The following is a 12,916-nucleotide window of genomic DNA, read 5'->3' on the forward strand; positions in this document are numbered from 1 at the left end:
CCAGCTCTTCTTCTTATTGAACGCTAGTGGGTCACGACCGCGCATTCCCAGCCGTCATACTCCAGCTGGAAGGCCGCGGCCCAGGTCTGCATCATGGCCGAGGTCGCTGCAAACGACGCCTCGTCCACCGCCATGGTCGTTTCGAGCACCGTCATGTCGTCGGCGCCGCGCGTCAGGAAGCCGGCGCGCCGTGCGACCTCGTTCAGGTCGCCGTGGTCGCCCTCGCCATAGAAGTAGAACAACGTATGGCGCGGCGTCACGCCGCTGTCGCCCTGTTCGGCCAGCGCCGCGCGCACCATGGCGTCGCGTTCATCATGACGGATGTCCGAGGCGTCCAAGGGAGTGCGTCGTCCTTCGTTCTCTGTCGTTCTCTGGGCGCGCGAGAAGTCCCCGCAGAGCCTGGCCCTGCGACGCTCACGTCTGCTTGTCGGTTAAGCGGCCCGTTTAGAGAGGGAGGGGCGAGGGGGCAAGACCTTAAGCGTCTGCGATCGCCGCGATCCAGTCGGGGAGTTCGTCGATGCGGGCGAGGGAGACGTAGCGGGGCTCGTCGACGGGAGCATCGGCCAGTTCGTGGGCCCAGGTGACGTGGTAGGGGATGTGGACGCCGAAGGCGCCGGCGGCGATGGCGGGAAGGACGTCGGACTTCATGGAGTTGCCGGCCATGACGGCCTCGGCCGGGCCGGTGCCGTGGCGGGTGAAGACCCGTTCGTAGGTGGCGCGATCCTTTTCGGAGACGATCTCGACGGCGCTGAACAGGTCGCCCAGGCCTGAGGCCGCTAACTTGCGCTCCTGATCCAGCAGGTCGCCCTTGGTGATCAGGACCAGGCGGTATTTTTCGGACAGTTCGGCGACGACTGCATCCACGCCGGGCAGGGTCTCGACCGGGTGGGCCAGCATCTCGCGACCGGCGGCCAGGATCTCGCGCACGACATGGGGCGGAGCCTCGCCGTTCGTCAGCTCCATCGCCGTCTCGATCATCGACAGGGTGAAGCCCTTGATGCCGTAGCCATAGAGCCGCAGATTGCGTTGCTCGGTTTCGGCCAGGCGCGCCTCAATGGTCGCCTCGTCGCCGTGGTCGGCCAGAAGATCGACGAACCGCGCGTGGGTCAGGCGGAAGATCGTCTCGTTGTGCCAGAGGGTGTCGTCGGCATCGAGGCCGACAGTGGTGATGCTCATGCCGCGCCCCTATCATGGGATGAACGCGGAAGGGAGACGCGATGAACGGATCGGCGGTGGTGATCGGGGCGACGGGCGGCATCGGCCGGGCGATGGTCGAGCGGATCGTGGCGGACGGCGCGTTCGAGACGGTGTGGGCCGTGTCGCGGTCGGGCACGGATGTGGCGGGCGCGCTAGGGTTGGCGGCGGATCTGGAGGATCAGGCCAGTCTGGCGTCCGCCGCTGAACGAATCGGCCAGGGACCGGCGCCGACGTCGATCGTCGTGGCGACCGGGGTGCTGCACGACGGGCTTCAGCCGGAGCGGTCGTTTCGCCAGTTGGATGCGGAACACCTTTTGCGGGACTACCGCGTCAATGCGGTGGGGCCGGCGCTGGCGGCGAAACATCTGCTGCCGCTGATGCCGCGCGATCGGCGGGCGGTGTTCGCGGCCCTGTCGGCGCGAGTGGGGTCGATAGGCGACAACCGGCTGGGCGGCTGGCACGCCTATCGCGCGTCCAAGGCGGCGCTGAACATGATCCTGCGCAATCTGTCGATCGAGATGGCGCGCAGCCATCCGCAGGCCGTGATCGCCGGCCTACATCCCGGCACGGTGGCGACGGACCTGAGCGCGCCGTTTCAGAAGGGGGTGGCCGAGGGCCGGCTGTTCATGGCCGACTATTCCGCCGAGCGGCTGCTGTCCGTGCTGTCGAACCTGACCCCGGCCGACAGCGGCGGCGTCTTCGCCTGGGACGGGGTGCGGGTGCCCGAATAGCGCGCAGTCGTGACTTGAGCGAACTGGCCGACTGGCGTCAGATGGTGGTCATGCGTCTGAGCGTTTCCGCCCGGCTTTTCAGCCTTCTGTTGCTCGGCCTGCCGCTGAGCGTTTCGGCCGTGGCCCAACCGATCGATTCGCCGGTTGTCGATCCGGCGGTCGCCACAGCGCCCTCGCGGGATCGCGTGCGGTTGAACCAGCGGGTCTTCGATCGGGTGTGGAGCGAGGTGCGGCGGGGCTATTATGATCCGACCCTGCACGGCGTGGACTGGAACGCCGCGCGGGCGACGTTCCGGCCCCAGGCCCTGGCGGCGAGTGACGAGCGGGGGCTGTACCGCGTCATCAATGCGATGCTGGATCTGCTGGACGACGGTCATGCAGCGGCCAGTCCGCCGGCGGCGGTGCGGCGTCAGGAGGCGCAGTTCGCCCGGCGCGCCGTGATGGGCCTGACCCTGATGCGGGGCGAGACGCCGGACGACTGGACCGTCGAGCGCATCCGGCCGGGCTCGCCGGCCGAGGCGGCGGGCGTGCAGATGGGCTGGGCCCTGAAGTCGGTCGATGGGAAGCCCTGGGGACCGGATGTCGAGACCTATGACGGGGTTCCGGTGCAGTTGGTCCTGACCGACGATGCGGGACAGAGGCGCGACATCGCCCTGACGCCGCGGGTGATGGAGGCCATCGAGCCATTCACCGCCGACACGTCGCGACCGGGGGTGCTGGTGCTGCGCGTCGAGCAGTTCGACAAGGGCCTGGGCGCCTGGATGGGCAGCGAACTGGAAGGCTTGCCGCCGGATATCGATGTGGTGCTGGACCTGCGCGGCAATCCCGGCGGGCGGCTGATGGAGGCGGAATCGGTCCTGACCTGTTTCCTGCCGCGCGATCAGGTCTGGGCGACGCGGACGGGACGCAGCGGCCGGCCTGTGGTGCTGAGGGCGGCGGGTGACTGCGGCGATCGGCGCGATCCCTTGGCCAATGATGTGGCGGTTCTGGTGGATCAGGGCAGCCGCAGCGCCGCCGAACTGACGCCGGCCGCCTTGCAGGAGGCGCGACGCGGAATCGTGGTGGGCGAGAAGACCGGGGGATCGGTGCTGATCGCGCAGGAGACCAATCTACCGGACGGCGGGCGGCTGACACTCAGCCGGGCTGACTTCGTGACCTCGGGCGGGATTCGGCTGGAGAAGCGGGGGGTCACGCCCGACATCGCCGCGCCTCGCACCGTGGCCCAGCGCCGCGCGGGCGACGACCCGACGCTGGAGGCGGCGATCGCCGCGCTTCGAGCGGAGGAGCGGGCGAGGGCTTCGACCCCCGCCAGCGGCCTCTAGATCAGCAGCACTTGAACCCGCCGGCGCCGCCGAAGCGGCGCTGCTCGTGCAGGCGGAAGAAGGCGGTCTTGTCCAGCGGCGGCTGGTCGGGATGGGTTGCCGCCGCGTGATCGACATAGGCCTGATAATCCGGCTGACCGATCATGGCGCCGGCCGTGCGCCGGACGCCGCGACCCCACCGCAGGGCGGTGTCGCGGCACAGGCACAGCAGGTCGTCCTGAACGTCAGGCACGGGCCGCATCCGCCGCCTCGTCGGCCGCCGTCAGTTGGTGGCTTTCCGGATATTCGCGGACCGTCGGGCGGTTGTTCGCATAGGCCTTGCGGCACGCAAGGACGCCATAGACGACCATGGTGACGACCACGAACAGGAAGCCCGCCGTCAGGGTCGAGTTGACGTAGTCGTTGACCACGATGCGGTGCATGTCGCCGATGCTCTTGGCCGGGGCGATCAGTTCGCCGGCGCCCAGCGCCTCCTGATACTTCCGGGCGTGGGACAGGAAGCCGATCCGGAAGTCCGGGTGGAACAGCTTCTGGAAGCCCGCCGTCAGGGTGCAGATCAGCAGCCAGGTCGCGGGAACGATCATGACCCAGGCGAATTTCTCGCGCTTCATCTTGAACAGGACGACGGTCCCCAGGATCAGGGCGACGGCGGCCAGCATCTGGTTGGCGATGCCGAACAGGGGCCACAGGCTGTTGATGCCGCCCAGCGGATCAACCACGCCGGTATAGAGGAAATAGCCCCACAGACCGACCGTCAGGGCCGTGGCGACGACGTTGGCGCCCCACGACTTAGTCTCGCGCATCTTGGGCACGGCGACGCCCAGCAGGTCCTGGATCATGAAGCGACACACCCGGGTGCCGGCGTCGACCGTGGTCAGGATGAACAGGGCCTCGAACAGGATGGCGAAATGATACCAGAAGGCCATCATGGCCTTGCCGCCGATCATGCCCGACAGGATGTGGGCCATGCCGACCGCCAGGGTCGGGGCGCCGCCTGCGCGCGACAGGATCGAATGCTCGCCCACGTCGCGCGCCAGCTGCTCAAGCTCTCCGGGCGTGATGTGGAAGCCCCATTGCGCCACGGCGGCGGCGGCCGAAACCGCGTCGTTGCCGATGACGGCGACCGGGCTGTTCATGGCGAAATAGACCGCCGGATCCAGAACCGTGGCGGCGATCAGGGCCATGACGGCGACGAAGCTTTCGCACAGCATGGCGCCATAGCCGATCATCGGGATCTGGCCTTCGTTCTCCAGCAGTTTGGGCGTGGTGCCCGAGGAGATCAGGGCGTGGAAGCCCGACACCGCGCCGCAGGCGATGGTGATGAACAGGAAGGGGAACAGGGCGCCGGCGAAGACCGGGCCGGTGCCGTCGATGAAGGGGGTGATGGCCGGCATCTGCAGGTGCGGGCGCACGATCAGGATGCCGACCGCCAGGGCTACGATCGCGCCGATCTTCAGGAAGGTCGACAGATAGTCGCGCGGCGCCAGCAGCAGCCACACCGGAATGACGGAGGCGATGAAGCCATAGACCATCATCAGAATGGCCAGGGTCGGGCCGGTCAGGGTGAAGGCCGGGCCCCAGAACGGATCCGCGGCGATATGGCCGCCGCCGATGATGGCCAGGATCAGCAGAACGACGCCGATGACCGACACCTCGCCCACGCGGCCCGGCCGCAGGAAGCGGGTGTACAGGCCCATGAAGATAGCGATGGGGATGGTGGCGGCGACGGTGAAGGTTCCCCACGGGCTTTCGGCCAGGGCCTTCACTACCACAAGGGACAGAACCGCCAGGATGATGATCATGATCATCAGGACGCCGATCTGAGCGATGATGCCGGGGATGTTGCCCATTTCGGTGCGGATCATGTCGCCCAGCGACTTGCCGTCACGACGCGTGGACATGAACAGAACCATCATGTCCTGCACCGCGCCGGCCAGCACGGCGCCGACCAGAATCCACAGGACGCCCGGCAGATAGCCCATCTGGGCGGCCAGAACCGGCCCGACCAGCGGGCCTGCGCCGGCGATGGCGGCGAAGTGGTGGCCGAACAGGACGTTCTTGGGCGTCGGCACATAGTCCAGCCCGTCGTTGCGACGCATGGCCGGGGTCAAGCGCGCGGGATTCAGCTGCATGACCTTGTTGGCCAAGTAGCGGCTGTAGAACCGATAGGCGATCGCATAGGTGCAGACGGCGGCGACCACCATCCAGACCGCGCTGATGCTTTCACCCTGATGCAGGGCGATGATGCCGAGGGACACCGCCCCCAGGATGGCGATGGCGCCGAAGATTATGGGTGTGCTGAGTTTGCCCACGACAGATCCCTCCCGGCCGGCTGACTGCGACCCTCGCCCTTGGTTTGCACCACAATCCGGGACAAGGCCAATCGACTAAAGTCGTAGAAATGAACGAGGAGCGGGCGTCTCCTCCCCATTTATGGGGAGGTGGCTCGAAGCGCAGCGGAGAGACGGAGGGAGTCTTCACCGCATCGCGGGCGCCTGCGGGGATTCCAGAACCCCTCCACCGCTTCGCGGTCCCCCTCCCCACAGGTGGGGAGGAGACGGTGGTGTCAGCCCCGAACCACCTTCACACAGCCTGCGGCTTCACGCGCGCGGTCGCGGGCCTGTTCGACGTCGGCGCCGCGCGCGGTCGCCACGCCCATGCGGCGGCGCTCGAAGGCTTCGGGCTTGCCGAACAGACGCAGGTCGGCGGTCGGGACCGACAGGGCCTCCGCGACGCCCTCAAAGGCGATTCCTTGCGCGTCCAGACCGCCGTAGATGACGGCGCTGGCGGCGGGCTCGCGCTGGGTCACGTCGACGGGCAGACCCAAGATGGCGCGGGCGTGAAGTGCAAACTCGCTCATCGTCTGGCTGGCCAGGGTGACCAGACCGGTGTCGTGTGGGCGGGGCGAAACCTCGGAGAACCAGACCTGGTCGCCCTTGACGAACAGTTCGACGCCGAAGACGCCGTAACCGCCCAAGGCCTCTGTGACCTTCGCGGCGATGTCCTGGGAGGCGGCCAGCGCAGCGGGCGTCATGGCCTGCGGCTGCCAGCTTTCGACGTAGTCGCCCTTGACCTGTCGGTGGCCGATGGGCGCGCAGAAATCCGTGCGGGTCGAGCCGTCGGCGCCGCGCGAGCGGACGGTCAGCAGCGTGATCTCGAAGTCGAAGTCGATGCGTCCCTCGACGATGACGCGGGCGCCGGCGACCCGGCCGCTGTCCTGCGCATAGGTCCAGGCGTCGACGATTTCATCGGCGCTTTCGACGAAGGACTGGCCCTTGCCCGACGAGGACATGACCGGCTTGACGAAGTTGGGATAGCCGACGGCCTCGGCGCCGGCGGCCAGTTCCTCGGCCGAGCCGGCGAAGGCGTAGGGGCTGGTGGGCAGGCCCAGCGCTTCGGCGGCCAGTTTGCGGATGCCCTCGCGGTTCATCGTCAGTTGCACCGCGCGAGCCGTCGGGATCACCGTCGCCATGCCGGCGGCCTCGATATCGGCCAGGACCTTGGTGGCGATGGCCTCGATCTCGGGCACGATGAAGTGCGGGGCCTCGGCCAGGATGACGCCGTTCAGCACCTGGGCGTCGGTCATGGGGATGACGTGGCTGCGGTGCGCCACCTGCATGGCCGGGGCGTTGGGATAACGATCGACGGCGATGACCTCGACGCCGAGCCGCTGAAGCTCGATGGCGACCTCCTTGCCCAGTTCGCCCGAGCCCAGCAGCATGACGCGCACGGCGGTGTCGGAAAGCGGGGTGCCGAGTTTCATGGGCGTCAGGCTCCGATAGCGGGTTCGATCAGGTCCCAGGCGTTGCCATAGAGGTCTTCGAAGACCACCACCTTGCCATAGGTTTCATGTCGCGGGGTTTCGCGAAAGTGGACGCCGGCGGCAAGCCAGGCGTCGTGGTCGCGCATCAGGTCGTCCGTCTCCAGAAACAGCCAGACCCGGCCGCCGGCCTGGTTGCCGACCTGAGCCTTCTGCGCGTCGGTCGTGGCGCGCGCCAGCAGCAGGCTGGTCTCGCCGCCTTTGGGGGTGACGCGCACCCAGCGTTTGCCGCCGCCCATGTCGGTGTCTTCGCTGAGCTCGAAGCCCAGCTTTCCGACATAGAAGGCGACGGCCGCGTCATAGTCGTGAACAAGCAGGCTGATCGCGCCGATGCGGCTCATGGCTTCTGCTTTCAAAAAATCTCCCCCGTAAAGCGTCGCGCACGGGGGAGTGATCCAAGTTTTACAGCCGCGCCTTGACCGCCGCGACGATGGCGTCCGAGGTGATGCCGAACTTCTCGTACAGAACCTCGGCCGGGGCGGAGGCGCCAAAGCCGGTCATGCCGATGAAGGCGCCGTCTTCGCCGATGAAGCGTTCCCAGCCTTGCTTGATCGCGGCTTCCACGGCGACGCGGACCGTGCCGCGACCGATCACAGAGGCCTGGTAGGCGGCGTCCTGCTGTTCAAACAGTTCGAACGAGGGGACCGAGACGACGCGGGTCGCCACGCCTTCGGCTTCCAGCGTCTCGGCGGCCTTCAGCGCCAGGGCCAGTTCGGTGCCTGTGCCGAACAGTGTGGCCTGGGCCTCGCCATTGGCGGCCTTGATCTCATAGGCGCCCTTGGCGGACAGGTTTTCGGTCGTGGCGACGGTGCGGACGGCCGGGGTCTTCTGGCGCGACAGGGCCAGGGCCGACGGCGCGGTCTTGGTCTGCAGGGCGACCTGCCAGCATTCCATGGCCTCGATGGTGTCGGCGGGGCGGAAGACCATCAGGTTGGGGATGGCGCGCAGGGCCGCCAGATGTTCGACCGGTTGGTGCGTCGGGCCGTCTTCGCCCAGGCCGATCGAGTCGTGGGTCAGGACATGGATGGCGCGCACGCCCATCAGGGCGCCCAGGCGGATGGCCGGGCGGCTATAGTCCGAAAACACCATGAAGGTGCCGCCGTAGGGAATGACCCCGCCGTGCAGGGCCAGTCCGTTCATGGCTGCGGCCATGCCGAACTCGCGGATGCCCCAGTTGACGTAGCGACCTTCATAGGTCGGCGCATCCAGGATCGGCGTACCCTTGACGAAGGTGTTGTTCGAGCCGGTCAGGTCGGCCGAGCCGCCGACCAGTTCGGGAATGGCGGCGAACAGTTCGTCCAGCGCCGCGCCCGACGACTGGCGCGTCGCCTGGGCCGGCTGGGTCTCGACCAGTTCGGCGATCTTGGCGTTCAGGGCGTCGAAGGCGGCCTCGGGCAAGTCGCCCTTCATGGCGCGGGTGAAATCGGCGGCCTGGGACGAGGCGTCGAGGCGGGCCTCCCACTTCTTGCGGTCCTTGGCGCCGCGACGGCCGACCTTCTTCCAAGCGTCGGCGATGGTCTGGGGCATTTCGAACGGATCGTGATCCCAAGCCAGGCCCAGGCGCGTGGCGGCGATCTCGGCGGCGCCCAGGGCCGCACCGTGCGTCTTGTGGCTGCCTTCCATCGTGGCGGCGCCCTTGCCGATCTTGGTCTTGCAGGCGATCAGGGTGGGCTTGTCCTGACGCATGGCCCACTTCATCGCGCCCTTGATGGCGTTCATGTCGTGGCCGTCGATCGCCTTGACCGCCCAACCGGCCGCCTTGAAGCGGGCCTTCTGGTCGGTCGCATCCGACAGGGAGACCTTGCCGTCGATGGTGATCTCGTTGTCGTCCCACAGGACGTGCAGCTTGTTCAGCTTGTAGCGGCCGGCGAGCGCGATGGCTTCCTGCGACACGCCTTCCATCAGGCAGCCGTCGCCGGCGATGACCCAGGTGCGGTGATCGACCAGATCGTCGCCATACTTCGCCGCCAGATGGCGCTCGGCCATGGCGAAACCGACCGAAGTGGCCAGGCCCTGGCCCAGCGGGCCGGTCGTGACCTCGACGCCCGGCATATGGCCGTATTCCGGGTGACCGGCGGTCTTGGAGCCCCACTGACGGAAGTTCGACAGTTCTTCCTTCGTCGCGCCCTTATAGCCCGTCAGGTGCAGCAGGGCGTAGATCAGCATCGAGCCGTGGCCGGCCGACAGGATGAAGCGGTCGCGGTCAGCCCAGTCGGGGCGCGAGGCGTCAAACTTCAGGAAGCGGGAAAACAGCACCGTGGCGACGTCGGCCATGCCCATCGGCATGCCGGGGTGGCCGGACTTGGCCTTTTCAACGCCGTCCATGGCGAGGACGCGGATGGCGTTCGCCATCTGCTCGGGCGTGGCCTTTGGTGCGGTTTTGGCGTCGGTCACTGTGGAGACCTCTGTTGGGAAGGCGGAAAAAGGGGGCGCGCCCCTTTACCCCGGCGCGTCCTCGGCTTCTATACGGAATCTAAAGGAGCGACCGATGGCAGACGCCACCACGGCCGCACGGGCGCGTATCGACCGCGCCCTGGCCGAACTGGAACGCAAGATTCTGGAGCTGAAGGCGCGGCCCGCCTCGGCGCCCGCGATCGCGGACGACGATCTGTTCGCCCCGCGCGCCACAGATCAGCGCGTGGCCGAACTGGAGGCCGCCGGGCGCGAGGCGTCCGAGGCGCTGGGCCGCGCCGCCCAGGCCGTGCGCGAAGTCCTGGCCGAAAGCGAGGCCGGCTGATGGCGACGGTGACGGTCGAGGTCAACGGTCGCCCCTATGCGGTGGGCTGCGCCGACGGGCAGGAAGAGCGGGTCCGCATCCTGGCCAAACAGTTCGACAATCAGGTGCGTCAGGTCGCAGGCGACGTGGGCCATGTCGGCGATCTGCGGCTGTTTCTGATGTCCGCGCTGATCCTGGCCGACGAACTGCACGAGGCGCGGCTGAACGCCGGCAGGGCGGGGCCTTCGTCAGCGACAGCGCCGGCGGCGGCTTCGACGGACGGGGTCGCCGAGGCGCTGAACGCGGTCGCCGCGCGAATCGAAAAGATCGCCCAGAACCTCTAGGCGATTATTCCGCTGCGGATGCTGGCGTCGGGGCCGGTGAAGGCCTATCTTGATCGACGGCGGGTCATGCTGCGGCTCACGTCGAAGACAACATATCCTTCTGACCTTAATTCACTCTACGGGATCTGTCCCTGTCCGGGCTCGAGGGCTTGGGCATACGGAGCCCACCTGGCTACCCAGGTCGAGAGGATTTAAACGTTCTTCACGGTTCGCGCGGCGCCGCCACCCTCTCTCTGTGGTGTGCTATCGCTCGCCGCGCGGCGGCTCCCTGCATGAGCACGCGTAGGGGCGGTTCGATGATCCAGGACAAACATGAACTTCGATCGGCCGCCCGCGCCTTGCGCAAGCGTCTAGCCCAGGTCGATCCGCTGGCCGCCCGCCGGGCGGCGGACCATGCCGAAGCGCTTCCCGCCGTTCGGATCGTCGCGCTCTATCGCGCCATGGGGTCGGAGCTGGACACCGACGCCCTGGCCGCCGCGCTGGAGGCGGCGGGCCGCCGGCTGTGCCTGCCGGTCGTGGTCCAGCGCGACGCGCCGATGGCGTTCCGCGCCTGGTCGCCCGGCGAACCGCTGGAGATGGACGCCGCCGGATGCCCCGCGCCGCTGCCGCTGGCGGAGGTCGTCCTGCCGGACCTGATCCTGACGCCGCTGCTGGCCTTTGACTATCAGGGCGGGCGCCTGGGGCAGGGCGGCGGCTATTATGACCGGACCTTCGCCGCGCGACCCGACGCCATCCGCATCGGTTTCGCCTACGCCGGCCAAAGGGTCGAGCGGCTAGCGCTGGAGCCGCACGACATTCGACTGCATGGCGTTCTGACCGAGACCGGCTATACGGCTTTCGAATGAGACTTTTCGCATGAGACTGGCATTTTTCGGCGACGTCATCGGCAAATCCGGCCGTGACGGCATCAGCGATCATCTTCCGGGCCTGAAGCGGGACCTGAAACTCGACTTCGTGGTCGTGAATGCGGAGAACGCCGCGGGCGGCTTCGGCATCACCGAGAACACGGCGCGCGAGCTGTTCATGGCCGGCGCCGACTGCCTGACGCTGGGCAACCACAGCTGGGACCAGCGCGAGGCCCTGACCTATATTGTGCGTGAGCCGCGCCTGATCCGGCCGGCCAACTATCCGCGTCTCATGGATGCGCCGGGCGCCGGGGCCAATCTGTTCGAGACCCATTCGGGCCGAACGGTCCTGGTCATGAACGTGCTGGGCCGGGTGCACATGGACCCGATGGACGACCCGTTCGGGGCGGTGGAGCGCGAGCTGGCCGCGGCGCCGCTCGGCGCGGTGGCGGACGCCGTGATCGTGGACATGCATGCCGAGGTCACGTCCGAGAAGATGGCGATGGGCCATTTCTGCGACGGGCGCGCGTCACTGGTGGTCGGCACACACACCCATGTGCCCACCGCCGACTGCCAAATCCTGCCCGGCGGCACGGCCTATCAGACCGACGCCGGCGGCTGCTGCGACTACGACAGCGTGATCGGCAACGAGAAGGAAGAGCCGCTGCGCCGCTTCACCACCCGGATTTCCGGCGGCCGCTACATGCCCGCGTCCGGCCCGGCGACGGTATGCGGGGTCTTCGTCGAGACGGACGACCGGACTGGGCTGGCCGTGCGGGTCGAGCCGATCCGCGTCGGCGGGCGGTTGTCTCAGGCGATCCCAGTCGTCTGACGCGCCCGGCGACGGTCGATCGCGGTCTGGCGCACGGCCTTCAGCTCGGCCGCACGACGCTCGGGCGTATGGGTTGTCAGCACATAGGCCTGTGCGGATCGCGCCAGCGCCAATCGTTCCTCAGGTGACGAGATCAGCCGGTCCATCGCCGCCGCCAATGTTTTCGGGGTCACCGCATCGACATAGAGGGCGTGCGCCCCGCTGGCTTCGCGCAGGCCGCCGCGCCCGGACGAGATCAGGGCTGCGCCGGCCGCATGGGCCTCGATCGCCGTCAGTCCGAACGGCTCGTCCCAGACCGAGGGCGTCAGGGCGATGGCGGCCGTCTGCATCCGTCGCCGCACCTCGCCCAAGGGCGCGGACTTCAGCACCTCCACCCGGTCTCCATACCTCGCCAACGGCGCGACGTGCCGGGCCGCCCAGCGCGCGTGGTCGTTCCAGTCGTTCAGCATCAGCACGGCGCGCCAGTCGGGGTGGGCGTCCAAAACGCGGGGCAGGGCGGCGCACAGCACATCGACGCCCTTCTCCGGCATGGCGCGCCCGGCGAAGGCGATGACCGGCTGTCGATCATCGGGCGAGGCCAGCCAGGCGCCGGCGTCGATGGGGTTGGGCACCGCGAACGCCCGGTCGTGCAGATCAGGGAAGGTGCGCACGAAGGCGTCCCGCTCCGCCACGCTGACGAAGACCAGGCCGTCCAGCCGCTCGTAACGCGCCCGATAACGCCATCGGTCGATGGGGTGGCGCGGCGGGCGCAAGGCGTTGTGGCGATAGAGCAGGTGTGGCGTCTCGGGCAGGGCCTGCCGCACGGCCAGCGCCTGCTTCACCTGCTGATGATGTTCGATCACATCAGGCCGAAAGGCGCGCAGCCGCTCGATCAGGGTCGGCATGCGGATGCGTCCCGCCGGCAGGGCGTCCACGCTCGTTGAAACTCCGTCGTCCGCGCCCTGACAACAGAAGATGCGCGTCTCGCCACCCCGATCGACGCCCGCCATCGTCCGCACCACCGTCTCCATCGAGTTCGGCTGGGCTTCGGAAAACAGGCAGCCGGGAGGGAGCAGGATGGCGGTGCGCAACGGTCGGCATCCGGTGGAAAGGACGGCGCGACCTATAGT

At 68.1% G+C, this 12,916-nt stretch carries 14 protein-coding genes and 1 other RNA gene; 7 read left to right on the top strand and 8 right to left on the bottom strand.

Features of this window, described 5'->3' with window-relative positions:
• Positions 1 to 23 precede the first annotated feature (23 nt).
• Complete coding sequence (locus VH88_RS02560) at positions 24 to 338, bottom strand: ribonuclease E inhibitor RraB (protein WP_038293704.1); 315 nt, start codon at positions 336 to 338, stop codon at positions 24 to 26.
• Positions 339 to 474: 136 nt separating this feature from the next.
• The gene (locus VH88_RS02565; RefSeq protein ID WP_045809842.1) at positions 475 to 1,176 is read right to left on the bottom strand and encodes an HAD family hydrolase; all 702 of its coding nucleotides are present in this window, start codon (positions 1,174 to 1,176) and stop codon (positions 475 to 477) included.
• 41 nt (positions 1,177 to 1,217) lie between these two features.
• Here VH88_RS02565 and VH88_RS02570 point away from each other — a divergent pair, with 41 nt between their 5' ends.
• Together VH88_RS02570 and VH88_RS02575 are read left to right on the top strand one after the other, a co-directional pair.
• Complete coding sequence (locus tag VH88_RS02570) at positions 1,218 to 1,928, top strand: SDR family NAD(P)-dependent oxidoreductase (RefSeq protein WP_045809843.1); 711 nt, start codon at positions 1,218 to 1,220, stop codon at positions 1,926 to 1,928.
• Positions 1,929 to 1,942: 14 nt separating this feature from the next.
• Positions 1,943 to 3,250, top strand: a complete 1,308-nt coding sequence (locus tag VH88_RS02575; protein ID WP_231576558.1) for a S41 family peptidase — start codon at positions 1,943 to 1,945, stop codon at positions 3,248 to 3,250.
• Position 3,251: 1 nt separating this feature from the next.
• Here the strand turns inward: VH88_RS02575 and VH88_RS02580 are convergent, their stop codons facing one another.
• The 5 genes from VH88_RS02580 to tkt form a co-directional block, all read right to left on the bottom strand.
• Positions 3,252 to 3,482, bottom strand: coding sequence for a YbdD/YjiX family protein (locus VH88_RS02580; RefSeq protein ID WP_231576559.1), 231 nt, complete (start codon positions 3,480 to 3,482; stop codon positions 3,252 to 3,254).
• On the bottom strand, positions 3,475 to 5,562 hold the full coding sequence (locus tag VH88_RS02585; RefSeq protein ID WP_045809845.1) for a carbon starvation CstA family protein: 2,088 nt from the start codon (positions 5,560 to 5,562) through the stop codon (positions 3,475 to 3,477). Before VH88_RS02585 ends, VH88_RS02580 begins: the two co-directional genes overlap by 8 nt.
• Before the next feature lie 254 nt (positions 5,563 to 5,816).
• A complete protein-coding gene (purT, locus tag VH88_RS02590) occupies positions 5,817 to 7,013 on the bottom strand; it encodes a formate-dependent phosphoribosylglycinamide formyltransferase (protein ID WP_045809846.1) in 1,197 nt (398 codons plus the stop codon).
• A gap of 5 nt (positions 7,014 to 7,018) precedes the next feature.
• Entirely contained in the window at positions 7,019 to 7,411 is a 393-nt protein-coding gene (locus VH88_RS02595) for a VOC family protein (RefSeq protein WP_045809847.1), read from the bottom strand.
• 61 nt (positions 7,412 to 7,472) lie between these two features.
• Positions 7,473 to 9,464 carry a transketolase gene (tkt, locus tag VH88_RS02600; RefSeq protein WP_082064343.1) on the bottom strand — a complete coding sequence of 664 codons (1,992 nt, stop codon included), beginning with the start codon at positions 9,462 to 9,464 and terminating at the stop codon, positions 7,473 to 7,475.
• Positions 9,465 to 9,558: 94 nt separating this feature from the next.
• Here tkt and VH88_RS02605 point away from each other — a divergent pair, with 94 nt between their 5' ends.
• The 5 genes from VH88_RS02605 (at position 9,559) to VH88_RS02620 (ending at position 11,807) form a co-directional block, all read left to right on the top strand.
• Complete coding sequence (locus tag VH88_RS02605; RefSeq protein ID WP_045809849.1) at positions 9,559 to 9,807, top strand: hypothetical protein; 249 nt, start codon at positions 9,559 to 9,561, stop codon at positions 9,805 to 9,807.
• Positions 9,807 to 10,130, top strand: a complete 324-nt coding sequence (locus VH88_RS02610) for a cell division protein ZapA (protein WP_045809850.1) — start codon at positions 9,807 to 9,809, stop codon at positions 10,128 to 10,130. Before VH88_RS02605 ends, VH88_RS02610 begins: the two co-directional genes overlap by 1 nt.
• 63 nt (positions 10,131 to 10,193) lie before the next feature.
• Positions 10,194 to 10,354: non-coding RNA, 6S RNA (gene ssrS, locus VH88_RS15535), on the top strand.
• 72 nt (positions 10,355 to 10,426) lie between these two features.
• Positions 10,427 to 10,975 carry a 5-formyltetrahydrofolate cyclo-ligase gene (locus VH88_RS02615; RefSeq protein ID WP_052689461.1) on the top strand — a complete coding sequence of 183 codons (549 nt, stop codon included), beginning with the start codon at positions 10,427 to 10,429 and terminating at the stop codon, positions 10,973 to 10,975.
• A gap of 10 nt (positions 10,976 to 10,985) precedes the next feature.
• On the top strand, positions 10,986 to 11,807 hold the full coding sequence (locus VH88_RS02620) for a TIGR00282 family metallophosphoesterase (RefSeq protein ID WP_045809851.1): 822 nt from the start codon (positions 10,986 to 10,988) through the stop codon (positions 11,805 to 11,807).
• Here VH88_RS02620 and VH88_RS02625 read toward each other — a convergent pair.
• Positions 11,786 to 12,877 (bottom strand): glycosyltransferase family 4 protein, encoded by a 1,092-nt coding sequence (locus tag VH88_RS02625; protein WP_231576560.1) that lies wholly within the window; start codon positions 12,875 to 12,877, stop codon positions 11,786 to 11,788. The genes VH88_RS02620 and VH88_RS02625 overlap by 22 nt on opposite strands.
• Between the last annotated feature and the right edge of the window lie 39 nt (positions 12,878 to 12,916).

Source organism: Brevundimonas sp. KM4 (genome assembly GCF_000964075.1).
Classification (GTDB): Bacteria; Pseudomonadota; Alphaproteobacteria; order Caulobacterales; family Caulobacteraceae; genus Brevundimonas; species Brevundimonas huaxiensis.